Here is a 22775-nt window from a genome sequence, read left to right on the forward strand (position 1 = left end):
TTTCTTGTTTCAATGATTATGCTTATTTTTGGTATCAATTGATCTTGAAATTTTTTGTTTAGAGAAAAAGGTTTTACTTGATGGAAATGGAAGTAAGTTATGAGCTTTTAAATGAAAAGGGGGATGGATGATGACATATATCAATTGTCAGTTAGACGGGGATGTTTTTGAAATCGTTTTCAATAGGCCTGAAGCTTATAATTCGTTTCATGTGGACATGTTTGCTGAATTCAAAGAAGCATGTGATGCAGCGGAGGAAAGCAGTGCTAAAGTCGTTGTCATCAAGGGAGAAGGAAAAGGATTTTCAGCAGGCGGAGATATTGGGATGATGCTTAAGCAGGAAAGTGAAGAAGATTTCCATCGTGTGATGGATTTGATCGAGGGAATTACACTTTCACTAGCTAGTATGAAAAAAGTGACGATTGCTCTTGTCCACGGGTCAGCAGCAGGCCTCGCTTTTAGCTTTGCCCTAAGCTGTGACTACTTGTTTATGCATCACGATGCAAAACTTGCCATGAATTTTAATGGGGTAGGATTAATTCCAGATGGCGGGGGGCATTTTTTCCTCACAAAAAGAGTCAGTGAGCAAACCGCCAAACAATTGATTTGGAGCGGACAAAAGCTGCCGGCTGAAGAAGCGTTAAAGCTGAACCTTGCAGACGGGCTGTTCCAAGAAGAGGTCGATGCGTACCAAAAAGTGTGTGTGAAACCGTTTATGAACATGCCGCTTCAAGCCTTTATCGAAACAAAGATGATCTATTTCCAGCAGTCAGAATCAAAGCTCTTAGCAGTTCTTCAAAAAGAGAGAGCAGCACAGGCAAGACTGAGAAAAAGTCATGATCACAAGGAAGGTATACAGGCCTTTTTAGAAAAAAGACGACCTGTCTTTCAAAAAGCATAGATGAACATAAGTCTGGCGAAAGCCGGCTCAGCGTGTAGACAAACCCTCGCATTCGCCCGCAGGTCTGCGCTTCGGTGCTCACGAATGTCAAATTCGCTCCGCAAAGGTAGCCGTCCTTCCTAGACTGCAAAGGTTTTCTATCACGCTGAAAAGAAGACAAAGGGCTAAAATCAAAATCATTTTAGCCCTTTGTCAACAATCTGGGCCGGCGAAAGCCGGCTTTTTAACGTTCAAATAAAAGCAGCTTACCTGCTGGATCAACGAGTCGATGAGAATGCTTTGTGTATTGCTGTTCCATTAAGCGATGACGTCCTAATTCCTTTGCTTTCTCGTCACTATCCGCTGTGATTTTTTCATTTAATAAAGTCTCACCCGACCGATCAAATACGGTTAAAAAGTATGTCTTCTCCATTCCTCATCTTCCTTTCCTCTGTTTTTAATGTAATTAAACATGGAATAAGACAAAACCTCTTTTTTAGCCCTTAAAAATGTGTTTTGTAGAATGAGAGTGATAGAACGTGCATTCGTAAAAATGGCATGATAAAATATGGACAATGACAGTATCGGACAAGGAGATAGACGTTTGACTAAGCTCACCTTTATTCATGCCGCAGATTTACATTTAGACAGTCCATTTGCAGGAATGTCGACTATACCTAATTCTATATTTAAGCGGCTCAAAGAAAGTACATTTCAAAGTGCTAAGAACATGTTTGATCTTGCCGTTGCGCGAGAAGTAGACTTTGTGCTGCTGAGCGGAGATTTATTTGATGAATCAAATCGCAGCCTGAAAGCACAGCTCTTTTTAAGAAACCAGTTTTTAAGACTGCAAACACATGGGATTGAAGTCTTTATTATTTATGGCAATCATGATCATTTAGGCGGTGAATGGACACCGATTGAGTGGCCCGAGAATGTACATGTCTTTTCGAGCAGTACACCAAGTGAGCACTCCTATTATCGAGGGGATCAGCTAGTCGCAAGCATATATGGGTTTAGCTACAAAGAGCGGGCTGTCTATGAAAATATGACATCTCATTATGTCAAAACGACAGATGCTGCCTATCACATTGCAATGCTTCACGGTACATTAGCCGGACAAGAAGGCCATGATGCCTACGCCCCATTTCAGCTTCAGCAGCTCCTTTCGCAAGATTTTGATTATTGGGCGCTCGGACATATACATAAAAGAGCCCTTCTGCATGAAGATCCATATATTATTTATCCTGGTAATGTGCAGGGCAGACATATAAAAGAAACGGGAGAAAAAGGCTGTTACTTGATTCACCTCTCTGAAGATTCTCACACAGCGGATTTTATCAGCTGTGCAGATATCATCTTTGAGACACTGGCAATAGACATCACAGAAACGGCTCATATGACGGACCTTGTCACACTTGTGGAAGGCAAAATCAATAAGCTGAAAGAGGAAGGCATTCCTCATTTTGTGAGAATTGAATTGATAGGTGATGCGCCTTCTTACTTTGAGCATACACAGCTTGAGGTCATCGAAGAGCTGATGACTGTTTTTCATGAGCAGGAGGAAGATGAAGACGTGTTCGTTTGGGTGATGTCAATTGACTGCCGAACAAATGAGGATGTGATCTATCCAGAGGATTCTTTTTTGAAGGAACTCACTACAGAAATTGCACAGTTTGAGTCATATGAAGAGCTGCTTTCACCGATCAAGCGTCACCCAACCTACAGAAAGTCAGGAAAAGCGCTCACAAAAGAGGATGAAGTGGATATAAAAGAAGAAGCACAAAGGCTGCTGACGGAACAGCTGAAGCAATTATGAGAAAAGGAGAGGTATGATGAAAATACGTTCACTCCATATAGCGAATTTCGGGAAATTTTCAAATCGAACCTTTCACTTTTCTGATGACGGTTTTCAGCTAGTTTACGGCCTGAATGAATCGGGGAAAACGACATTGAAGGCGTTTATTGAGTCGATGTTATTTGGTTTTTCAAAAAACAAGATGTACAAGTCGAAACAAGGTTCTTTCTATGGCGGCTCCCTCACTTGCTTAGATGAAGAGTTAGGTGTCATTCACATTGAGAGATCGTCCGATCGAGGCGGTCAAGCACAGGTGTTTTTACCGAATGGTGAAGTGAAAGACGAAGCATTCCTGCGGACTCTTTTAAAGGGAACGGATCGCAGATTATTCCAATCAATCTACTCATTTGATGTGTTTGGACTGCAAAATGTCCAAGCCTTAAACGAAGATCAAATTGGTGAATTTCTGCTTTTCTCAAGTTTATTTGGCTCAGATGCGGCCTCCAAGATGGATAGCAGGCTGCTTAAGCAGCAGGAGCAGCTGTTTAAACCAAATGGACGCAAGCCAGAATTAAACCAGCAGCTTGATCGTTTAAAAGAGCTGACTGGCCAGCTGAAACAAGCTAGATTGGCAGAAGGCCGTTATACAGAAAAGAAACGGGAGCATTCTGAATTCATAGAGACGATCGCAGCGCTTCAAAAGGAAATGAAGAAGACAGAAGAACAGATACAGCAGCTAACTGAACACATTCAACTTTATCCCATGATAGAGAAGAAGCTGGAGTTAAAAAAAGAATTAGCCCGTTATCCAGAACGAGTCAAACGCTTTAGATCAGAAACAGAGCATGAATTGGATAAGTTAGAATCACACCTTCACCCGAAAAAGGCTCAAATGACTGCACTAAAGCAAAAATTAGATCATTTGCAAACCACGTTGGCACAAGTTCAACCGCTTCATGACAAGGATACGTTACTGGAGATGAAGCGTGTCGTTGATGAATCTCCTCATGCTGAACGTGTCAAAAATCGCTTAGCAGAATGTAAAGCAGAACGTGATTCATTGAAGCAAAAAATGGACGAAGCCGCAGCGAAGCTGAAGTGGCAGCGTTCAGTCAAGCTCGATCAGATCGACGACTCCCTTGAATTTGAGTGGGAATTAAAGGAGGCTGTCAGCCAATATGTTCGTTTAATGGACAGAAAGGCACAGCTGGATGACCGGTTTGATCATGCAAGACATGAGCTGGAAGAAGCGGAAACCGCTTTAAAAGGATTAAAGGAACAGCAGGCCAAATCGCACAGTACAGTGGAAACTGGGGAAACAAGAACAAAAGAGAAACAGGTTCATTCCCGGGCGTGGTTATTTCCTGTGATGGTGATGTTTGATGCTGCATTTCTGCTTGTCCTTTTCTTTTTAACAGAGTGGTGGGTTACTTTCTTATTTGCAGGTTTTTCTGTTTTTGTCTTCTTTGCTATTTACCCATTTTTGAAATCGGCACAGGTGAAACAGGGAAGCGGCGTGGGAACATTCGATTCCTTCCAAGTGCAGGCAGCTTCAGCTGAAACGCTTGTGAGGCAGAAGGAGCTTTTGTACGAAAGGATTATCCGGCAATATGAAGACTGGGAGAAGGAGCTGGAACCTGTCCAGCAGCAAGTAGAGGAAAAGAAAAGACAGCTGGGCTTGTCCTCAGAGCTTTCTTTCCTAGTAGAAGCCTTTCTTATTCTGAAGCAATTAAAAACGGATACAGCGGGATATGAGGAGCTTAGCCGGGAAATAGACGAGCTTTTAGGCCAGCAATCCAATTATGAGCATAGGGTGGAAGCGTTAAGCAGTCTTCTTCAACGAAAGGAAGGCACCATTCAAGAGAATATCTTGGCCTTTCAAGAGATATTGAAAGATGAGGCGAAAAGAGAAAAAGAACGTCAGACATTGGATGTTTCGATTCAACATGTGAAACAGCAGATCACGACGATAGAAGGGGAAATTGACTATTACGAAAAACAAATGGACGCGCTTTTTCGTCAAGTAGAAGCAGAGTCCAAAAAAGATTACCAAATCCTTTCTCATTTATCAAAAGAATATCGGGAACGGCTTTCCCATTTGCAGCAGCTGAATCAAGAGCTGCATAGAAGCGTCTGCTTTGATGAGGAAGAATCGATTGTTCGCAAAGGATTGCGTCTTCTTGAAGAAGAGTGTGCAGAAGCGAAGCAGCACCTGAATAACGTACAATCGAATGCGGCTAATATGGAAAAACGCTTAGCAGAACGAGCAGTGGAAATCCGGCAAATAGAAGCTTCTGGTACAGTTTCTGATTTGACTCATCAGCTTGCAGCTGAGCAGGAGCATGCAAAGCACCTTGCGAAAAAATGGGCGGCGATTCAGCTTGTCCGCTCCGTCATTCGAGAAAAATTGAATGAGCATAAAGAAACAAGGCTGCCAGCATTGCTGCAAACAGCTTCAAACTTTATTCAGCCGTTAACGAATGATCGATATGAAGCCATTTTATTTTCACCCGAGGATGACCGGCTGATCGTGAAAAGGCTGGATGGACGAATATTCCGCCCAGAAGAGCTCTCACAGGCAACATGTGAACAAGTCTATCTGGCGATTCGTTTTGCACTCGCCTTGTCGCATCAGCAGGAATGTCAGCTTCCGTTTATGATGGATGACAGCTTCGTTCATTTTGATCATGTTCGTCTAGGAAGAGTGCTGGAGTTGATAAATGAACTCACGCGTTTTGAAACACAGCTGTTTTATTTTACCTGTCATCAGCATATGGCGCAGGCAGCAGAAGATGGACAGATTACGAGTTTAGCAGTTGAATGATTGACAAATAATGACTTATGTTATACTTATATGAGCAGAAACATGGAAGGAGCTTTTATTGAATGGCTAAAGGGATCATGACCTATGATGTCGGCGAACAAGTTGACCTGCATTTATTAATTAAATCATCTACTAAAGGGATTGCAAGTAATGGCAAACCATTTTTAACGCTCATTCTTCAAGATCAAAGTGGAGATATTGAGGCGAAACTATGGGATGCAAAGCAGAATGATGAAATCACCTATGGCCCGCAAACCATCGTGAAGGTAGTAGGCGACATTCATCATTATCGCGGGAGGAATCAGCTGAAGCTTAGGAATATACGCCCTGTTGCTGAAAATGAGCAAATTCGAATTGATGACTTTCTCGAAACAGCTCCTATTCCAAAACACGATATGATGGATACGATTATGCAATATATCTTTGATATGAAAAACCCTAATATTCAGCGTGTTACAAGGCATTTGCTGAAGAAATATGGACAGGAATTTGCTGATTATCCAGCAGCGACAAAAAATCATCATGAATTTGTCTCTGGACTCGCCTACCACGTCGTGTCCATGCTGCATTTAGCAAAATCCATTGTTGATCTATATCCATCACTAGATCGAGATCTTTTATATTCAGGCATCATTCTTCATGATTTAGGGAAAGTAAAAGAGCTTTCAGGTCCAGTCTCTACCACATATACAGTGGAAGGGAATTTAATTGGCCACATTTCCATCATGGTGACAGAAATTGCGAAAGCGGCGGAAGAGCTTAGTATTGATTCAGAAGAAATTCTCATTTTACAGCACTTAGTCCTAAGTCATCATGGAAAAGGAGAGTGGGGCAGCCCGAAACCACCAATGGTGAAAGAGGCTGAAATTCTCCACTATATTGATAATTTAGATGCGAAAATGAACATGATGGATCGTGCGCTTGAGCATGTGAAACCAGGAGAATATACAGAACGTATTTTTGCACTTGAGAATCGTTCGTTTTATAAACCAACCTTCCATCACGAATAATCATGTCAAAACGTCCGTTTATGCGGGCGTTTTTTTCATAACTTGTCTTCTTTTCGCATAAGCATGTAACACAAAGGAAGAGAGGAATGTCCTTAAGAAAAGGAGGCGATGAAAAAATGTTGTTTTTTCCGTGGTGGGTGTATGCCTGTATCATCGGCATTATTTTCTGTGCGTATAAATTAATGACAACAGCCAAAGAGGAGCAAGAAATTGATCAATCCTTTATTGAAAAGGAAGGAGAAATTTTTATCGAGCGAATGGAACAGGAAAGAGAGCGCAGACGTCAGGATCAGCAGGTGAAAAGATCACAGGATACTGCGGCACAAGAAGATCATTCAATTGCTTAATATAGTCATACAAAAACCCCTCTGCACGATGATGGCAGAGGGGTTTTTTGTGATTACTGTTGAGTCTGCTGATTTTGTGCAGGCTGTTCAGATTTTTCTTTGAACGTTTTTTCAAGCTCTTTATCTTTTACTTTCACATCAGCATCTTTTACTAATTTGTTTAAGATGTTTTGGATTTCATTTGTGTCTGCCTGTTTTTGGTCAAGCAGTTCTTTTTTCAAGTCCGCTTTCATGTCATCATATTTACCGCGTTCTTCGGTCTTTTTAATGATATGATAGCCGAATTGGGATTTTACTGGCTTGCTGATTTCATTTACTTTTAGTTTGAAAGCAGCCTTACTGAAGTTCTCGTCCATTTGGCCTTCTTTTGCGAACCAGCCTACATCGCCGCCTTGTGCAGCTGAAGCAGTATCAGTTGAATATTCAGAGACAAGGGCATCCCATTTTTCACCTTTATCTAATTTCTTTTCCACTTCGTCAGCTGTTTTCTTATCAGCTACTAAAATATGGCTTGCACGGATTTTCCCTTTAAGGTCATCGTAATACGCTTTGACTTCTTTATCAGTGATTTTGATGTTAGCTTTGGCAGCCTTTTGAGTCAGCAGCTCATATTTCACTTGATCTTTGATGTAATCTTTACCGAATTCATCTTGAAGCTGTTTTAAACGATCTTCACCAAGTGTCTTTTTATATTCTTCCAATTTCTTATCGATTTCTTTATCTGATACTTTGTATTTGTCAGCAAGAACCTTTTGTTGAACAAGTAGGTTTAGAGCATCTCCACCTGCTTGTTTCTTAAGAGTTGTATAAAGTTCACCTTTTGTGACATCTCCTGATTTTGTTGTTGCGATTACATCTTTATCACCGCTACTGCATGCGCCAAGAGTTAAAACACTTACTGCTGTTACAGCTGCTAAAGCCATTTTTTTCATTCAAAAAACACTCCTAATCTTTCCAATTTATTTATCATTGCTTGTATCATAACATATTGTGACATGCTGTAAAAAGAAATGCAAATGGAAGGGCATTCGTCTAGTCAAAAAATTGCGCGCGACATACACATATAGTGATCACAAAAAGGAGGCTGAATTATATGGGAGCAGGATATTCTAATGGGTTTGCTTTATTGGTCGTGCTATTCATTTTGCTGATCATCGTTGGTGCAGCATATCTTTACTAATTAAATCGCTGTGACAGAAGGGAGCCGTCCTGCCGTGCGTGAGGGCGGTTCTTTTTTCAAACGATGACAGGTGCCTAAACGCTTTTTATTTTTCTGCATACACTGAGCTTAGAACAGAGGAAGAACTGGCAGGAGGTGTTTTTACATGGGAGGAGAAGTCTTTGCTGGCGGTTTTGCACTAGTCGTCGTATTATTCATCTTATTGATCATCATCGGTGCATCTTGGATTTGCTAATTAAAATATACACAAAAAGCTGCCCTCAAATTGGCAGCTTTTGCTTTGATCTTAAATGGAAATGGTAATTTCAACAAATGATGAGATAAGTAAGATCAGTATCGATACATTGATAAAGCGAAACACCTTATCTTGCCGTTCTTCAGGAATCTCTCTGACAAGGCATAATGTATTAGTAAGCCTGTTTATTGAATACACAATAAACGCGGCAAAGACGATGAAGTAAAATAAAACTATCGGAGATCCCCCCTCTCTATGCTATTCCCATACTACATTACCAAATTTTTTATGAAAAAGATAGAAGTTGGCTTTAAAAACCTCATGATGAGGAAGTTTGGTCAACTAAAATATCAAACTCGTCTTGAGCTTGATCGATGATGCAGGATTTAGGTGCTTTGAGCAGCTTCCATGCAAATAAAAAGTCAGGCAAACAATAGCCTGCATGTATACTTGCGATGATGATAAAATAGTGTGCATACATAGGAAACGCCACGCCTAATACAAAGTAAACCGGTGAGATGACACAAAACGGGCTGAGAAGTGAAAAAAGCATCACTTTTTTAGGCACGCGCTGCCAGCAATTTCGTTTCATAAATAGCGTCATTTTTTTCTTATTTTTCATCACTGGGATCAAGTGAACCACACGGTGGACAAGCAATGTCACAGGTAAAAGCACGGCAAAAAGCGGTGCGTTATGGCTGCTTAGCCTCGTTTCAGGATGAGTCAATTGAAAACATAAAAATGCCATAATGAAAAAAAGGACAGCAAGACTTATGGCAGAAATCATCATTCTCGTATAACCATAATCCTTTTCAAGATTAATGGTCTTCCAACAATTCATTTTTCATCCTTCCAATCTAAAAATCGAATTGAATATCTCAAGATAATTTACTCTTCCTGAGGATAAAAATCAATGGTTTTGATGAAAAAAAATAAAATGCTGCCTTCAAATGGAATAAAGAGAGGAAACTTTGGATTTTTCAAGAAAAAAGAACAGAAGGGGGAGGTTCGTCTCTTTCGTCAATGAGTAATTTCGGCTAAAATAGAAGGACTAAGAGAAAGAGGGAACGTACATGAGTATTGAGGAACGAATGAGCCAGCTTGAATATTATATGGAACTTTTATTGACGGCAACCGATATGAGCCGTTATCCATATTATGCGTTATTGATCAGGCAGCGTGTATCGAAAGAAGAGGCAGAGGAAATTGAGCGTATTTGTGCTGAGCTTTCAGAGGAAATGGATAAACAAAAAGCACAAGGCTACGTCATGTTTGACGATCTCCTTGCGCTCTTTGCGGGACAGTTAATTGAAAAGCTGGATGTTCATGAGACCATATTTGCTTTGCATGATCAGGGGCTCTTTCAGCCGCTAATGAATGAATTTATAAAGATCATTAAACAATTTGATTTGTGTTAGCCGCTTTTTCTGCTGCCTCAGCTGAGTTTTCAAGTTCCTCAGTCTTTTTCGTGACTTTTCCTCGCTCATTCAAAAAGTCCTTCTCAATGTTTGAAAACGATTTCTCAAAAATCTCCATGAAATCCTCACCATAAATGTTTCGGATGATACACATCATTTCTAAAATCTCAGGGAACTTTCCGTAAATGTCATGAAGCGGCTGTGCGCCTTTGACAATACCAGTTCGAGCCGGGTCATAATCTTCGAGTAGTTTATGGAATGTCTCTTCGCCTTTTGGCGTTAGTTCAATATACGTATTGCGTTTATCGTTTAACTTTTTAGAAAATTTTAAAAATCCTCGTTCCTCCAGTTTCTTGGAGAAGTTAAACGCCGTTGATACATGCATGACGCCAAACTTTGCAATTTCTGATATTGAAGCTCCTTTTAATTGATACGCAATCCACAAAATATGATGTTCATTGATATTTAGGTTATACGGTTTGATCCACTGCTGCCAGTCCTTTTCAATGGATTTCCAAAGAGCTTTGCTCAATTGGGCCATTCTTTGACTGAATAAAAGTGCTTCTTTTACATCGAAAGGCTGTTCCGAATGATTCATCCATTTCACCTACTTCTCTTTTTCTTGTAATTCTATTATGCCAATAAAATAAAGATTAATAAAGCTGAAAATTCAAGAATTTTTAAAAGTCATGAAAAACATTGACAAAATAACCTTTTTTCAACAAAAAAAGTGCGGGATACGCACCCCGCACACTTTTGTAAACGAATATTTTTTTGTGAGTATATTAGTTTTGTAAGGTTTTCTCCAGTTGTTTGAGCTTTTCCTCAATTTCCTGAATTTCCTTTTGTAAGTCCTGCTGATGAGGTTTGATTTCTTCGCGCCATTGCTGAATCGATGTTTGCAATTCAGATCCGACTTCTTTAATCACCTCTGCGCTTTCTTTTGCTGTTTCCACAATTTGCTCTTTTAAAGCTTGTCCATCTCTTTTTAATTTTGTCAGCGTATCTTCGAATTTGTCATAGCCGTCTTTCACTTTTCCGCGCACATCTCTGCCAGAAGAGGGAGTCGTCAGGAGCACTGCCGCACCTCCGAGGAGACCGCCTACAAATAATCCTGTTAATAAAGAACGTCCACTAGCCATTCAAATCACCTCTAGTCAAATTTTACACATTCGCATGTTCTCTCTGAGCTGACGATCAGCTTCATTGAACTTCCATACATAGCTTGCTTTATTTTAGCATACTTTTGAAGAAAAGGGAGGGGAGAAGGTTGTCTGTCTTTCTGTTCGTTTTTATGTGTATCGTCATCGTTTTTACAGGTGGTTCTATTCATTATGCAAGACAGCTTGGGTATGCAGGGTCTTATCCGCCAAAACATGTCTTAAAGCAAAAAGCACTTGTGTGTGCGGCAGGTGCAGGGATTTCGCTCCTCATTTTGCTGCTGACCCTTTTTCTTTTATAAAAGCATGAAAAAAACCTCTTCATCTATCATGAAGAGGTTCGGTTATTCGTTAAGCAACTTCTATCATTCTTGCACGTCTCAGAATGGACTGAGCAATTGGGAAGACAAATACCATAGAGATGGTATTAATCACGGCTGCTGGCAGGACGACGCCCACAAGAAGTGCCGGTAATGCAGCTGGCAGTCCAGTGATCAGTAAAGCGGCAGATAAGAAAATCACGCCGGATACGATGGTTCCAATCGCAGTTAACACAGCGGTCAGCACGACTTTGTTCTTTATCTTCGAGCAAGATAAGAAAAGGGCTAGGAAGATAAAGGCTGTCACTGGTTTATCAATCATATTCGGAATTTGTCCGCCTGGGAATCCCGTTGTTAATGCAGAAATGACACCAGTCACTAGCGCAATCACGACGACATGCTGAACCTTTGGGAAAAGGATGATGCTTAAAAACATCATGACCAGCATCATATCAGGTTTCATTCCGAAAAAGATGGGCGGGAAAATCGTATGCAAAACAGCTCCCATTGCTGCAAGCAATGACATAATCACTAATTCTTTTGTTTTCATTTCTATGCTCTCCTCTGCTAAGCTCTTATAGGACTCTCCAATAATATGGCTCATCATTTATTGCAAGAGTCATGACTTTATATTTCTCGTTATTATAACAAATTTATTTCCCTATAGAAAAGCCTTTTTACTCATTTTCTTGCTGGAACTTTTTCATAAAGTCCGCAAGCTTTTGGCAGTCTTCAATTGAGACCGCATTGTAAATAGATGCTCTGCATCCACCGACAGAACGGTGGCCGGCAAGTCCAACCATTTGCTCTTGCTTTGCTTTTTCCACAAAGGAAGAAGTAAGTGCATCATCACGAAGAGTAAAGGTGACATTCATATGCGAACGGCTGTCAGCACGCGCATGTCCTTGATAAAAACCGCCGCTCTGATCAATTGTATCGTAGAGAATGCCTGCTTTTTGTTCATTGCGTTTTTCCGCTGCTTCTACACCGCCAGCTTGTTTAACATGCTCAAGGACAAGCGACAGCATATAAATCGCAAAAGTCGGTGGTGTGTGATAAAGAGAGTTAGCTTTTGCGTGTGTCGAATATTTTAATATTTTTGGTGTGCTGCTTTTCTCTTTCTCTAATAAACGTTTGCGCGCAATCACAATCGTGATACCTGATGGACCTAGGTTTTTTTGTGCCCCGGCATAGATGAAATCAAATGAAGAAACGTCTATTTTTTTACTGAGAATATCACTGGACATATCCGCAATGAGCGGGAGTGACGTGTTCGGGAACGTTTTCCACTGAGTGCCGAAGATCGTATTGTTCGATGTGATGTGTAAGTAAGCACCATCTGTTAAACCGGAAGCATCTACTTCTGGAATATATGAGTAGTTGTCATCTTCACTTGAAGCAAAGACAGATGTCTGACCAAACCCTTTTGCTTCTGACAATGCTTTTTCTGACCATGCGCCTGTTTGAATGAAATGAGCTGTTTCGCCTTCATGTAAGAAGTTCATAGGAATCATCGCAAATTGAAGACTAGCTCCGCCTTGTAAAAAGAGGACTTCATAATCTTCTGGAATGTCCATCAGTTCCACCAAAAGCGCTTTTGCTTTATTGTGGACTTCTTCATATTCACCGCTGCGATGAGAAAGCTCCATCACAGACATCCCAGTTTGTTTAAAATCAACAAGTTCTTCCTGTGCTTTTTGAAGCACTTCTAGCGGCAGTGCCGCCGGACCAGCATTAAAATTTGTCGTTCGCTTCATCACAATCTCTCCCTATTTCTCGCGTTAATGGATCAAAAGATAAAACCATCCTATCACAAATTTGAAGCATTTGGACAAAAAATTTGAATCGTTCAAAATATCTTACTATTAAGAGGTGAAAGCGATGAAAAGGGGCAAAAATAAGAAAAACCTCATCTGTTAAGATGAGGTACAGATTGTTGACAAAGGGCTAAAATGATCTTGATTTTAGCCCTTTGTCTTCTTTTCAGCGTGATAGAAAACCTTTGCAGCCCTAGGAAGGATGAGCACCGGAACGGAGCGAATTTGACATTCGTGAGTACCGGCGCGCAGACCTGACACCGAATGCGAGGGTTTGTCTACATGCTGAACCTCATCTGTTAAGATGAGGTAAGCCGCGTGTGGATGGCAGAAGAAATGTCTTTTAAATCCTCTGACGTGTATTGATCTTGATGTGATTTCCATACGGCACCAAAGCCATCACCTTTGCCGTAGCGCGGAATGATATGCATATGGTAATGGAACACCGATTGACCAGCTTTTTCACCGTTGTTGTTCAGGAGGTTTAACCCGATTGGTTCAAATTCCTGTTTGATCGCCCTTGCAATTTTCGGAATCGCTTGGAAGTAGTGGTTAGACACTTCTGGTGTCATCTCATAGATATTTTCTTTATGTATTTTCGGGATTACAAGGGTATGTCCTTTTGTTACTTGGCTGATATCAAGAAAAGCCAATACATGCTCGTCTTCATATACTTTTGCACATGGAATGTCTCCATCAATGATCTTGCAAAAAATGCAGTCGCTCACGCCATGTCACTCCTCATTATTTTTCCTTTATCGTATCACAAAAAGAAGCAAAAAAGAAAACAGGACAAGCGAACTCCTTTGGTCGCTCATCCTGCTCCTGCAGAAGAAATGCTGATGCTTTCATTCGATATGCCTTTTGAATTCTCTATTTACTGAAATAAAGAATTCATATGCCTGCTATTTCTGCCGTAAACACCTCATTTGACGTTTTGGTTTGTCGTATACATATTGTATAGGACACAAAAATCAAGAATCAGTGAAGCAAAACAGAAGCTAAGGTTTTTAGATGAAAAACCAACTTGTCATGCGGTTCTTTGCCTTTAACAAACACCTCATTTACTTATTGGTCATCAAGTTCATTTCTTCTACATACATTATGATGACCATAGCGCCTATTTTTTATTCATGACTCGTCTATAGGTAAACATTTCAAATTATCATTCGTTTTTGTTACTATAAAGGAAAAAAGAAAGAAAGGAACGAATTCATGTCCCTTCTCACTGTAAAAGATGTAACGGGTGGATATACGAAGAATCCCGTTCTAAAAAATATTTCATTTGAATTAGAAAGAAATCAAATCGTTGGTCTCATTGGTTTAAACGGGGCGGGAAAAAGTACAACCATCCGCCATATTATCGGGCTTATGAAACCGCATAAAGGTGTCATTGAATTGAATGGACGAACCCTTCAAGACGACCAAGAGGCGTATCGTTCACAATTTACATTTATTCCTGAGACACCTGTTTTATATGAAGAATTAACGTTAAAAGAGCATTTAGAGCTGACAGCGATGGCTTACGGTCTATCGAAGGAACAATTAGACGAACGGCTGCCGTCGTTGCTGAAAGAATTTCGGATGGAGAAACGGCTGAAATGGTTCCCTGCTCATTTTTCAAAAGGAATGAAGCAGAAGGTCATGATTATGTGTGCATTCCTTGTGGAACCAGAGCTGTATATCATCGATGAACCGTTTTTAGGGCTTGATCCTCTTGCGATCAATGCACTGCTTGAACGGATGAATGCTGCGAAGAAAAGCGGCGCTAGTGTCCTGATGTCAACGCATATTTTAGCGACAGCTGAGCGCTATTGTGATTCCTTTATTATTTTGCACGAAGGGGAAATCAGAGCGAAAGGAACACTGGCAGAGCTGAGAGAACAGTTCAATATGAGAGATGCGACACTCGATGATCTTTATTTGGAATTAACAAAGGAAGAAAACTATGAGTAAAACAACGCTTACTATTTGGAAATCAAGATTAGAGGAACACATACAAGAAACAAGAAAATACTTAAAATACATGTTCAACGATCATCTTGTCATTGTGCTCATTTTTTTCCTTGCAGGCGGAGCAAGCTGGTACAGCAGCTGGCTCAAACAGATTCCGGCTCACTTCCCATCCTACTGGGTGATGGCAGTTGTTTTCTCGTTAGTACTTACAAGCTCATACGTACGTACGTTAATTAAAGAAGCCGATCTCGTGTTTTTACTTCCTTTAGAAGGGAAGATGGAGCCTTACTTAAAACAAGCTTTTAACTTTAGCTTCATTTCTCAGCTATTTCCTCTCATTGCTGTATCCATTGTCGCACTTCCGCTTTATTCGGCAGTGTCTTCAGGAGGCATCACGGGGTATGTGCTGATACTGGCGCAAATGATTTTGATAAAGGGTTTGAATACAGCCATTCAATGGAGAATGACTTATTTTCAAGGAAAACATGTGAGATGGCTCGATGCAGCCCTTCGTTTTCTATTAAATATGATGTTGATCTACACCGTCTTACAGGCAGCCTATGTGATTGCAATCGTTTTTTATCTTATCTACGGTGTCTATCTCGTCTACTTAACAAATGCAGTGAAAAAACAGCCTTTTCAATGGGAACTGCATATTTCTGATGAATTAAAACGGAAGCAGCGCTTTTATCGTTTGGCAAACTTATTCACCGATGTGCCTCACTTAAAGAAACAGGTGAAAAGAAGAGCATACATGGACTGGATGTTGAAGTTTGTTCCTTACGATCAGCGTAAAACTTTTTCTTATATGTATGTGAGGGCGTTTGTACGCTCAAATGACTATTTTGGTCTGGTGTTTAGATTAACGGCCGTGTTTGTCCTGATTATTTTGTATACAGGTGCAGCAGGCTGGGTGGGTGCGCTACTTGTCTTGTTCACAGTATTTATCACAGGTGTACAGCTTGTGCCTTTAACGAAGCACTTTGCTCATCTTTCATTACAGGCACTTTATCCAGTTTCTCAAAAAGAAAAGGATCGAAGCTTTTTTGTTCTCGTCCGTAATGTGCTCATCATCCAATCGATATTGCTGAGCTGTGCGGTACTTCCAGCAGGAGGCTGGCAGGGAAGCGGACTTGCCCTTCTCATTTCTGTAGCATTTGTGCTTGTCCTCTTTAAGCCTTACGTACAAAGCAGGTTAAAAAAGATGAGATAAGTGGAGATATGTTTTTTACAGCGAGCGTATGATGACATCTAGGAGGGGACCGGATGAATGCAGCTGAACGGGAGTTGTATGAAGAAGCCATTCTTTTTCAAACACGTTTTTTAAGAAAACCTTCAAAGATCGAACGGTTTTCAAAAGGAGTTCAGCAGCAGGTGAACCGCCGAATTCCTGCCAGGTTTCATCAAGTCATCACAAGTGCAGTCAAAACAATGGTTGAATCCACCGTATCAGGATCACACTTCACTTCATTTTCAGTGATTGATGAACAATTATCTCTTGTAGAACGAAATGAACTGGCAAAGGATAAAGTGAAGTATTACCAGAAGGCGGCTGCCGTCGAAGGGATTGGAACAGGTGCAGGCGGTTTATTCCTTGGAATGGCAGACTTTCCGCTGCTGCTGAGCATAAAGATGAAATGCCTTTATGAGCTGGCGTGTATTTACGGCTTTGATTTATCTCAAAAGGAAGAAAGACTCTTTTTGCTCTGTATATTTCAACTCGCTTTTTCCAGCAGTGCACATCGTCAAAAAATGATGAAGATCATAGATGATTGGGAAACGAGCCGAGAGGAAATGGATTGGTACAGCTTTCAGCAGGAGTATCGAGATTACATTGATCTTGTGAAGCTGTTTCAATTAATGCCGGTCGTCGGAGCCGCTGTTGGCGGCGTGGCAAATCATCAGCTGACAGGACAGCTCGGAGAGGTCGCACGCCATGTGTTTCATTTACGGATATTGAAAGATATGAAATAGAAAAGCCGCTGAGGACAGGGGCTTCAGATTGTTGACAAAGGGCTAAAATAATTTTTATTTTAGCCCTTTGTCTTCTTTTCAGCACAGCGTGATAGAAAAAACCTTTGCAGTCTAGGAAGGACGAGCAGCGGAACGGAGCGAATTGGACATTCGTGAGCACCGGAGCGCAGACCTGAAACCGAATGCGAGGGTTTGTCTACACGCTGAAACCGCTGAGGACAGCGGCTTTTTTTTATTCATTGTAGGAAAGAACGGCGTTAGCGAGTACCTTTGCTGCGACAGGCATTGCTTTTTCGTTGATATCGAACTTTGGATGATGATGTGGATACACATCCTGGCTGTTTTCCGGCATGGCGCCTGTGTAGAAGAAGGTGCCAGGGACATGCTGAAGGTAGTAAGCAAAGTCTTCTCCGCCCATTTGGGTTTCCGCTTCTTTTACTTCTGTTACACCTTCCGTCTGTTCTGCGACGTCCGCAATATATTCAGTCGGCTTCGGGTGGTTTTTGACAGCTGGATATCCTCTCACATATTCATATGTGTAGGAAGCATCATGCATCTGGCACACCCCTTTTACCACCTGTTCAATTTCTCGTTCGATGATATGCCGTGCACTTTCTTCAAAGGATCGTGCAGTACCAGTTAAAACAGCTGAATCTGCAATGACATTAAAGGCATTCTCTGCGACAAAACCTCCAACAGACACTACAGCAGAATCAATCGGATTGACTTTACGGGCAACGACTTGCTGCAGGTTTGCGACGATTTGTGAACCGATGAGTACGGCATCTTTTGTTAAATGAGGCTGGGCACCGTGTCCGCCTTTCCCTTGGACTTGAATAGAGAAACGATCGGCGGCTGCCATAAAGTTTCCGCTTTTATAAAGAATCGTGCCACAAGGCTCTGAAGACCAAAGGTGCGTACCAAATATCACATCGACACCGTCTAAACAGCCGTCTTCAATCATTGGTTTTGCACCGCCGGGAGCATATTCTTCCGCATGCTGATGAATGAGGACGATCTTTCCTTTTAATTGGTCACGATGTGTATGCAAAACTTTTGCTAATACAAGAAGTGTCGCAGTATGCCCATCGTGACCGCACGCATGCATCACTCCAGGTTTTGTTGATTTGTAAGGTACATCTTTTTCATCGTGGATGGGAAGTGCATCAAAATCAGCTCTGAGGGCAATGGTTGGCCCCGGAGAAGCTCCTTCGATAAAAGCGAGTACGCCATGACCGCCCACCTGAGTACGCGTAGGGATTTGTAATGTATCATAGTAGCTGGCGATGAAAGCGGCTGTTTCTTCTTCCTGAAAAGAAAGTTCAGGATTCATATGGAGATGGCGTCTAATTTCAACCATTTCCTCATAATGTTCATCAAGACGTTCATTGATGCTTTTCTGTAAAGTGGATATTGTCATTGAATCGAAAACCTCCTTCATGCTCTTTTACTGATTGTATGGTAATTGTTAGAATCTTTCAACAGAAGAGGATTTCGTGGTCAGTATCAAAAGGTCATTTTACATAAAAGTCGAAGTTGATATGAAGCAGGGAAAGGGAGGAGTAGCGTTGGGAAGCTGTCCAAATTGTTCAAAAACATTTTCTTTCGTCGAAAAATTCCATTTATCACATACGAAAATGATGATGTGTCCAAGCTGCCGGCATCAAATCAAAGAAACATTTGTCTCAAAAATGAGTTTTTTCATGATCTGCTTAATTCCGCTATTGGTGCTGCTGATTCAATTGAAAGGTGCTTCACCTATGTTGAAGTGGCCGATCTTATTAGGTTGGATATTGCTGAATTTCTATGTGCTTCAGCCGATCATTCATCGGTACGAGCTGAAATCAAGCTCATAAAATGAAGAGCCCAGCGATTGGGCTTTTTTTCATGAAAAAAAGAAGTGCTGAGAGCAGCACTTCCTTAATTGTCTGTGACGGCATGGTAGGATGTGAGGTAAGCCGGACGAGAGAAAATGGAGCCTGTATCCTCGTGTGGCTGAAAGAATGCTTCTGATTCTTGAAAGTCTTGAAATAAGTCCTCTGATTCCCAAAGTGTCAAAATCAAATAAACTTCTTCATCTTTTTGAGGTCTTAAAACGCGAATAGCTTGGAAGCCGCGCTGATGTTCTGAGATGTTCGTCTTTTTCTGAAAGGTGGATTCAAAGAGTGCTCTGCTTTCAAGCTTAACAGGGATATGATTCAAGGTGACGAAACCAGATTGGACAAGCTCGCCTTTCGCATAAATCACATCATAGGCATGAGGGGCTTTAAATACAGTCTCACCCTCCGTTTCATGAAAAAGAGCTGCTTGTTCTTTCCCAACCATATAAAGCAGATTTTCCAGATGGTGTTTTTTTGCGATTTTATGCAAAAAATCTGCTGTTCCATATGTAATATAGAAATTCATCTAAACCGCCTCCTGCTTGATAGTATAACAAAAGAATGATATATAATTCTTTGGCAGTCAATCCATAAAACATATTATGAAGCAATACATCCCATACTATCCGTATAAAGGAATGAGGTGACCTAATTTGAAGAAAAAGAAGATAATCATTCCATTAGTCATTGCAGGAAGTACAATCGTACTCTCATTTATTGGCTATCTGACGATTTTATTTTTAGGACATTATGTCATAGATGAAAAGAAGCTTGTTTTTCACGCTTCCTCCAAAATCATTGACCAGAATGGAAAAGAACTCACAAGCATGTATTCAGAAAATCGGGACCCTGTGTCGTTAAAAGAGGTGCCCGATAAAGTAGCAAAAGCCTTTGTGGCTGTCGAGGACAAGCGTTTTTATGAGCATCACGGAATTGATGCACAGTCTATTTCAAGGGCGGTTTATCGAGATATATTAGCAGGAGGAAAGGTAGAGGGCGGCAGTACAATTACTCAGCAGCTCGCAAAAAATATTTTTCTCACAAATGACAAAACCTTTCTTCGAAAAACGAAAGAAGTCATTATTGCCATTAATTTAGAAAGAGATTATTCCAAGGATAAGCTGCTTGAAATGTATTTGAATCAGCTTTACTTCGGCCATGGTGTTTATGGTATTCAGGCAGCAGCCAATTATTACTTTAGTAAGGATGTCAAAGATTTAACGGTCAGCGAAGGTGCTACTCTCGCTGCGATGCCAAAGGCACCATCTACTTATTCGCCTGTTCTACACCCTGATAAAAATAAACAAAGGCGGGACACCATCCTGAATTTAATGAACGAACAAGGATATTTGTCTTCAACAGAAACGGTAGAAGCAAAAGGGAGAACACTAGGCATTCATTTAAAAAAGAAATCAGAAACACCTTGGGTGGACAGCTATGTTGATCTCATCATAAAAGAAGCAGAATCAGAGTATGCCATTTCACATGAACAATTGCTTCAAGGCGGCTATACCATTAAAGTACCGATTGATATGAATCTGCAAAAAACTGCATATGATGCGATGAAGAACAACCGTTATTTCCCGGGAAAAAGCGGTTCTCCGGAAGGCAGCGCCGTATTTATTGATAACGAGTCTGGTGGAGTGAAAGCAGCCATTGGAGGACGAGAATATCAGGCGAGAGGCTATAACAGGGTGACAGCTGTTAGGCAGCCGGGATCTGTTTTTAAGCCGATCGCGGTGTACGGTCCGGCAATGCAGGAGAAAAAATTCAGACCTTATTCGCTGCTTGAAGACAAAGAAAAAAGCTATGACGGCTACTCACCTAAGAATTACGATGGGCAGTATGAGGGCCGGGTCACAATGATGGAAGCCCTCATGAAAAGTAAAAATACCGCTGCTGTGTGGACGTTAAGCCAGCTGGGCATTGATACGTCGAAGTCATATCTCGAGAAAATGGAGATAGATATCTCTGATAAAGGCTTAGCTATTGCGCTTGGCGGTTTAGAAAAAGGAGTTTCGCCATTACAGATCGCTGGAGCCTTCCATACATTTGCCAATGAAGGCGTATATAAAAAGCCTTTCTTTATTCAAAAGATCACCAATGATGAAGGAGAAACTGTAGAAAAGAATCGTGGTAAGCAAGAACGAGTGTTTAGCGTGCAGAATGCATGGAACATGACAAGAATGCTTCAGCAAGTTGTCAAAGGCGGGACAGCCCAGAGCGGTTCATACGCTGGAGATTTAGCTGGTAAAACAGGGACGACCACATATTCGGGTGTGAAAGGTGCAACAAAGGATGCTTGGTTTGCCGGTTATACGCCTAGTACAACGGGTGCGATTTGGATGGGGTATGACAAAACCGATAACAGCCACTATTTAACTGGGGGCAGTCAATACCCAGTGCAGCTGTTTAAAGATATTTTAACAGCAGCTCAAATCACCAATGAAACGTTTGAAAAACCAGAGGGAATAAAAGAGCTTCAATCTCCTATCCATTTAGAGGGAGTATCAGGATTTGAAGCCCGCTATGCGTTTAAAATCAAAGGATTATTTACATTAGAGCTGTCTTGGGACAAGCAGGAGGATAAACGCGTTGAATACCGCATCTATGAAAAGAGAAATGGAGGCGAGACGCTGATCGACACAGTGACAGGCGTGGGCAGTTATACAATGCCGTATGCCAATGTATTTTCAAACGCAGAGTATAAAGTTGTTCCATATAATACCCAAACACAAGAAGAAGGCGAAGGCAGTGCGTATGTCAAGCCAGAGTCTTTTGGACGTTAATATTCGGCGATTTTTTGAACATTGAGCCGCTTTAGTATACCGTGCCTTGAAAACGCGGTATAGTAAAAGCAGTGTTTGAGCCTTATGCAAAGAGAGTGTAAGGCGAAAGGTGGAATGAAAGGTAATGGGAAAAACGAAGGTTTTTAATGACACGTTCTTAAAGGCGTGTAAAGGGGAAAAAACAGACCATGTACCAGTTTGGTATATGAGACAGGCAGGACGCTCACAGCCTGAATATCGTGCCCTTAAAGAAAAATACGGGCTATTTGAAATTACGCATCAGCCAGAGTTATGTGCTTATGTAACAAGACTTCCTGTAGAACAATATGGCGTAGATGCTGCTATTTTATATAAAGATATTATGACCCCGCTTCCGGCTATTGGAGTGGACGTAGAAATTAAAAATGGAATTGGACCTGTGATTGATGCACCGATTCGATCTAAAGCAGATATCGAACGTCTTGGGGAACTTCATCCTGAAGAAGACTTGCCATATGTGCTTGATACCATTCAGCTTTTAACGAAGGAGCAGCTGAATGTTCCACTTATCGGTTTTGCTGGCGCACCATTTACGATGGCAAGCTATATGATTGAAGGCGGTCCATCTAAAAATTATCATAAAACAAAGGCGCTGATGTACAGTGATCCTGAGGCGTGGATGCTGCTCATGAACAAGTTAGCTGATATGACGATCACGTACATACGCGCGCAGGTAAAAGCCGGGGTCAGTGCATTTCAAATTTTCGACTCATGGGTTGGCGCTTTAAATGCAGCAGATTACCGGACATTCATTAAGCCTGTCATGCAGCGAATTTTCACAGAGCTGAAGTCTGAAAATGTCCCAATGATCATGTATGGAGTTGGTGCAAGCCATCTAGCGAAAGACTGGCACGACCTGCCGCTTGATGTGGTTGGACTGGATTGGCGCACGAGTGTAGACGAAGCGAGAAAAGAAGGGCTCACAAAAACGTTACAGGGGAACCTCGATCCAACCATCTTACTTGCTCCTTGGGAAGTCATTGAAGAAAGAGCAAAAGATATTTTAGATCAAGGAATGAAATCAGATCACTTTATCTTTAACTTAGGTCATGGGGTATTTCCTGATGTTTCACCAGATACGTTAAAGAAGCTGACAGATTTTATTCATGATTATTCAGCGAAACATAAAAAATCATCCATCTAAACTA

General features: G+C 41.2%; 26 protein-coding genes. 15 read left to right on the plus strand and 11 right to left on the minus strand.

The window, feature by feature from the left end; translation table 11 throughout:
- The first annotated feature begins 127 nt into the window (after positions 1-127).
- Entirely contained in the window at positions 128-901 is a 774-nt protein-coding gene (locus tag MHI46_RS05015; RefSeq protein ID WP_144491051.1) for an enoyl-CoA hydratase, read from the plus strand.
- Positions 902-1124: 223 nt separating this feature from the next.
- On the opposite strand, the gene MHI46_RS05020 is transcribed toward MHI46_RS05015, so the two are convergent.
- Positions 1125-1313, minus strand: a complete 189-nt coding sequence (locus MHI46_RS05020) for a YhzD family protein (protein ID WP_039177563.1) — start codon at positions 1311-1313, stop codon at positions 1125-1127.
- 171 nt (positions 1314-1484) lie between these two features.
- On the opposite strand from MHI46_RS05020, the gene MHI46_RS05025 reads away from it, so the two are divergent.
- The 4 genes from MHI46_RS05025 (at position 1485) to MHI46_RS05040 (ending at position 6859) form a co-directional block, all read left to right on the plus strand.
- Positions 1485-2699 (plus strand): DNA repair exonuclease, encoded by a 1215-nt coding sequence (locus MHI46_RS05025; RefSeq protein ID WP_260775658.1) that lies wholly within the window; start codon positions 1485-1487, stop codon positions 2697-2699.
- A 16-nt stretch (positions 2700-2715) separates the two neighbouring features.
- Entirely contained in the window at positions 2716-5502 is a 2787-nt protein-coding gene (locus MHI46_RS05030) for an AAA family ATPase (RefSeq protein ID WP_260776075.1), read from the plus strand.
- A gap of 62 nt (positions 5503-5564) precedes the next feature.
- Complete coding sequence (yhaM, locus tag MHI46_RS05035) at positions 5565-6512, plus strand: 3'-5' exoribonuclease YhaM (RefSeq protein WP_024425447.1); 948 nt, start codon at positions 5565-5567, stop codon at positions 6510-6512.
- A gap of 116 nt (positions 6513-6628) precedes the next feature.
- A complete protein-coding gene (locus MHI46_RS05040) occupies positions 6629-6859 on the plus strand; it encodes a sporulation YhaL family protein (RefSeq protein ID WP_039183045.1) in 231 nt (76 codons plus the stop codon).
- 53 nt (positions 6860-6912) lie between these two features.
- Here the strand turns inward: MHI46_RS05040 and MHI46_RS05045 are convergent, their stop codons facing one another.
- A complete protein-coding gene (locus MHI46_RS05045) occupies positions 6913-7791 on the minus strand; it encodes a peptidylprolyl isomerase (RefSeq protein WP_039177572.1) in 879 nt (292 codons plus the stop codon).
- Positions 7792-7952: 161 nt separating this feature from the next.
- Here MHI46_RS05045 and MHI46_RS05050 point away from each other — a divergent pair, with 161 nt between their 5' ends.
- Together MHI46_RS05050 and MHI46_RS05055 are read left to right on the plus strand one after the other, a co-directional pair.
- Positions 7953-8039: a YjcZ family sporulation protein gene (locus tag MHI46_RS05050; RefSeq protein ID WP_008361129.1), complete on the plus strand. Its 87-nt coding sequence runs from the start codon at positions 7953-7955 to the stop codon at positions 8037-8039.
- Between the two features lie 145 nt (positions 8040-8184).
- The gene (locus tag MHI46_RS05055; protein ID WP_017360317.1) at positions 8185-8274 is read left to right on the plus strand and encodes a YjcZ family sporulation protein; all 90 of its coding nucleotides are present in this window, start codon (positions 8185-8187) and stop codon (positions 8272-8274) included.
- Positions 8275-8325: 51 nt separating this feature from the next.
- On the opposite strand, the gene MHI46_RS05060 is transcribed toward MHI46_RS05055, so the two are convergent.
- Together MHI46_RS05060 and MHI46_RS05065 are read right to left on the minus strand one after the other, a co-directional pair.
- A complete protein-coding gene (locus tag MHI46_RS05060; protein ID WP_072368131.1) occupies positions 8326-8511 on the minus strand; it encodes a hypothetical protein in 186 nt (61 codons plus the stop codon).
- A gap of 82 nt (positions 8512-8593) precedes the next feature.
- A complete protein-coding gene (locus tag MHI46_RS05065; RefSeq protein ID WP_260775677.1) occupies positions 8594-9115 on the minus strand; it encodes a DUF3267 domain-containing protein in 522 nt (173 codons plus the stop codon).
- A gap of 232 nt (positions 9116-9347) precedes the next feature.
- On the opposite strand from MHI46_RS05065, the gene MHI46_RS05070 reads away from it, so the two are divergent.
- A complete protein-coding gene (locus MHI46_RS05070; protein ID WP_058838794.1) occupies positions 9348-9692 on the plus strand; it encodes a YhaI family protein in 345 nt (114 codons plus the stop codon).
- On the opposite strand, the gene MHI46_RS05075 is transcribed toward MHI46_RS05070, so the two are convergent.
- The gene (locus MHI46_RS05075) at positions 9670-10290 is read right to left on the minus strand and encodes an HTH-type transcriptional regulator Hpr (RefSeq protein WP_126682054.1); all 621 of its coding nucleotides are present in this window, start codon (positions 10288-10290) and stop codon (positions 9670-9672) included. The genes MHI46_RS05070 and MHI46_RS05075 overlap by 23 nt on opposite strands.
- Positions 10291-10477: 187 nt before the next feature.
- Complete coding sequence (locus MHI46_RS05080) at positions 10478-10834, minus strand: YtxH domain-containing protein (protein WP_024425453.1); 357 nt, start codon at positions 10832-10834, stop codon at positions 10478-10480.
- A gap of 128 nt (positions 10835-10962) precedes the next feature.
- Between MHI46_RS05080 and MHI46_RS05085 the strand changes: the two genes are divergently transcribed.
- On the plus strand, positions 10963-11154 hold the full coding sequence (locus MHI46_RS05085; RefSeq protein ID WP_024425454.1) for a hypothetical protein: 192 nt from the start codon (positions 10963-10965) through the stop codon (positions 11152-11154).
- A gap of 49 nt (positions 11155-11203) precedes the next feature.
- On the opposite strand, the gene MHI46_RS05090 is transcribed toward MHI46_RS05085, so the two are convergent.
- The 3 genes from MHI46_RS05090 to MHI46_RS05100 all read right to left on the minus strand — a co-directional run bounded on the left by MHI46_RS05090 (position 11204) and on the right by MHI46_RS05100 (position 13717).
- Positions 11204-11722, minus strand: coding sequence for a tryptophan transporter (locus tag MHI46_RS05090; protein ID WP_251181155.1), 519 nt, complete (start codon positions 11720-11722; stop codon positions 11204-11206).
- A 127-nt stretch (positions 11723-11849) separates the two neighbouring features.
- Positions 11850-12929, minus strand: coding sequence for a 3-phosphoserine/phosphohydroxythreonine transaminase (gene serC / locus MHI46_RS05095; RefSeq protein WP_058838797.1), 1080 nt, complete (start codon positions 12927-12929; stop codon positions 11850-11852).
- Between the two features lie 359 nt (positions 12930-13288).
- Positions 13289-13717: an HIT family protein gene (locus MHI46_RS05100; protein WP_024425457.1), complete on the minus strand. Its 429-nt coding sequence runs from the start codon at positions 13715-13717 to the stop codon at positions 13289-13291.
- A 487-nt stretch (positions 13718-14204) separates the two neighbouring features.
- Here MHI46_RS05100 and MHI46_RS05105 point away from each other — a divergent pair, with 487 nt between their 5' ends.
- From MHI46_RS05105 to MHI46_RS05115, 3 genes are read left to right on the plus strand one after another with little or no spacing between them, the layout of a single operon-like run.
- Complete coding sequence (locus MHI46_RS05105; protein WP_047202605.1) at positions 14205-14945, plus strand: ABC transporter ATP-binding protein; 741 nt, start codon at positions 14205-14207, stop codon at positions 14943-14945.
- Positions 14938-16158 (plus strand): ABC transporter permease, encoded by a 1221-nt coding sequence (locus MHI46_RS05110; protein ID WP_039177593.1) that lies wholly within the window; start codon positions 14938-14940, stop codon positions 16156-16158. Before MHI46_RS05105 ends, MHI46_RS05110 begins: the two co-directional genes overlap by 8 nt.
- Positions 16159-16211: 53 nt before the next feature.
- Positions 16212-16919, plus strand: coding sequence for an EcsC family protein (locus MHI46_RS05115; RefSeq protein ID WP_099663106.1), 708 nt, complete (start codon positions 16212-16214; stop codon positions 16917-16919).
- A 232-nt stretch (positions 16920-17151) separates the two neighbouring features.
- On the opposite strand, the gene MHI46_RS05120 is transcribed toward MHI46_RS05115, so the two are convergent.
- Positions 17152-18339 (minus strand): M20 family metallopeptidase, encoded by a 1188-nt coding sequence (locus tag MHI46_RS05120; RefSeq protein WP_039177597.1) that lies wholly within the window; start codon positions 18337-18339, stop codon positions 17152-17154.
- 283 nt (positions 18340-18622) lie between these two features.
- Between MHI46_RS05120 and MHI46_RS05125 the strand changes: the two genes are divergently transcribed.
- On the plus strand, positions 18623-18775 hold the full coding sequence (locus MHI46_RS05125) for a hypothetical protein (protein WP_241770537.1): 153 nt from the start codon (positions 18623-18625) through the stop codon (positions 18773-18775).
- 64 nt (positions 18776-18839) lie between these two features.
- On the opposite strand, the gene MHI46_RS05130 is transcribed toward MHI46_RS05125, so the two are convergent.
- Entirely contained in the window at positions 18840-19325 is a 486-nt protein-coding gene (locus MHI46_RS05130) for an antibiotic biosynthesis monooxygenase (RefSeq protein WP_024425462.1), read from the minus strand.
- A 127-nt stretch (positions 19326-19452) separates the two neighbouring features.
- Here MHI46_RS05130 and MHI46_RS05135 point away from each other — a divergent pair, with 127 nt between their 5' ends.
- Positions 19453-21588 (plus strand): PBP1A family penicillin-binding protein, encoded by a 2136-nt coding sequence (locus MHI46_RS05135; RefSeq protein ID WP_251181154.1) that lies wholly within the window; start codon positions 19453-19455, stop codon positions 21586-21588.
- Positions 21589-21712: 124 nt separating this feature from the next.
- Positions 21713-22771 carry a uroporphyrinogen decarboxylase gene (gene hemE, locus MHI46_RS05140; protein WP_075611115.1) on the plus strand — a complete coding sequence of 353 codons (1059 nt, stop codon included), beginning with the start codon at positions 21713-21715 and terminating at the stop codon, positions 22769-22771.
- Positions 22772-22775: the final 4 nt, after the last annotated feature.

The sequence above is a fragment of the Bacillus sp. FSL K6-1000 genome, from assembly GCF_038630785.1.
Lineage (GTDB): Bacteria > Bacillota > Bacilli > Bacillales > Bacillaceae > Bacillus > Bacillus safensis.

What these genes read in the sequence shown, in the direction of transcription:
- MHI46_RS05130 (WP_024425462.1), bottom strand. Translation starts at nt 19,325, where the DNA reads ATGAATTTCTATATTACATATGGAACAGCAGATTTTTTGCATAAAATC.
- MHI46_RS05055 (WP_017360317.1), top strand. Translation starts at nt 8,185, where the DNA reads ATGGGAGGAGAAGTCTTTGCTGGCGGTTTTGCACTAGTCGTCGTATTA.
- MHI46_RS05020 (WP_039177563.1), bottom strand. Translation starts at nt 1,313, where the DNA reads ATGGAGAAGACATACTTTTTAACCGTATTTGATCGGTCGGGTGAGACT.
- MHI46_RS05120 (WP_039177597.1), bottom strand. Translation starts at nt 18,339, where the DNA reads ATGACAATATCCACTTTACAGAAAAGCATCAATGAACGTCTTGATGAA.
- MHI46_RS05080 (WP_024425453.1), bottom strand. Translation starts at nt 10,834, where the DNA reads ATGGCTAGTGGACGTTCTTTATTAACAGGATTATTTGTAGGCGGTCTC.
- MHI46_RS05110 (WP_039177593.1), top strand. Translation starts at nt 14,938, where the DNA reads ATGAGTAAAACAACGCTTACTATTTGGAAATCAAGATTAGAGGAACAC.
- MHI46_RS05050 (WP_008361129.1), top strand. Translation starts at nt 7,953, where the DNA reads ATGGGAGCAGGATATTCTAATGGGTTTGCTTTATTGGTCGTGCTATTC.
- MHI46_RS05040 (WP_039183045.1), top strand. Translation starts at nt 6,629, where the DNA reads ATGTTGTTTTTTCCGTGGTGGGTGTATGCCTGTATCATCGGCATTATT.
- MHI46_RS05065 (WP_260775677.1), bottom strand. Translation starts at nt 9,115, where the DNA reads ATGAATTGTTGGAAGACCATTAATCTTGAAAAGGATTATGGTTATACG.
- serC (WP_058838797.1), bottom strand. Translation starts at nt 12,929, where the DNA reads ATGAAGCGAACGACAAATTTTAATGCTGGTCCGGCGGCACTGCCGCTA.
- MHI46_RS05090 (WP_251181155.1), bottom strand. Translation starts at nt 11,722, where the DNA reads ATGAAAACAAAAGAATTAGTGATTATGTCATTGCTTGCAGCAATGGGA.
- yhaM (WP_024425447.1), top strand. Translation starts at nt 5,565, where the DNA reads ATGGCTAAAGGGATCATGACCTATGATGTCGGCGAACAAGTTGACCTG.
- MHI46_RS05125 (WP_241770537.1), top strand. Translation starts at nt 18,623, where the DNA reads ATGATCTGCTTAATTCCGCTATTGGTGCTGCTGATTCAATTGAAAGGT.
- MHI46_RS05070 (WP_058838794.1), top strand. Translation starts at nt 9,348, where the DNA reads ATGAGTATTGAGGAACGAATGAGCCAGCTTGAATATTATATGGAACTT.
- hemE (WP_075611115.1), top strand. Translation starts at nt 21,713, where the DNA reads ATGGGAAAAACGAAGGTTTTTAATGACACGTTCTTAAAGGCGTGTAAA.
- MHI46_RS05045 (WP_039177572.1), bottom strand. Translation starts at nt 7,791, where the DNA reads ATGAAAAAAATGGCTTTAGCAGCTGTAACAGCAGTAAGTGTTTTAACT.
- MHI46_RS05105 (WP_047202605.1), top strand. Translation starts at nt 14,205, where the DNA reads ATGTCCCTTCTCACTGTAAAAGATGTAACGGGTGGATATACGAAGAAT.
- MHI46_RS05115 (WP_099663106.1), top strand. Translation starts at nt 16,212, where the DNA reads ATGAATGCAGCTGAACGGGAGTTGTATGAAGAAGCCATTCTTTTTCAA.
- MHI46_RS05030 (WP_260776075.1), top strand. Translation starts at nt 2,716, where the DNA reads ATGAAAATACGTTCACTCCATATAGCGAATTTCGGGAAATTTTCAAAT.
- MHI46_RS05015 (WP_144491051.1), top strand. Translation starts at nt 128, where the DNA reads ATGATGACATATATCAATTGTCAGTTAGACGGGGATGTTTTTGAAATC.
- MHI46_RS05075 (WP_126682054.1), bottom strand. Translation starts at nt 10,290, where the DNA reads ATGAATCATTCGGAACAGCCTTTCGATGTAAAAGAAGCACTTTTATTC.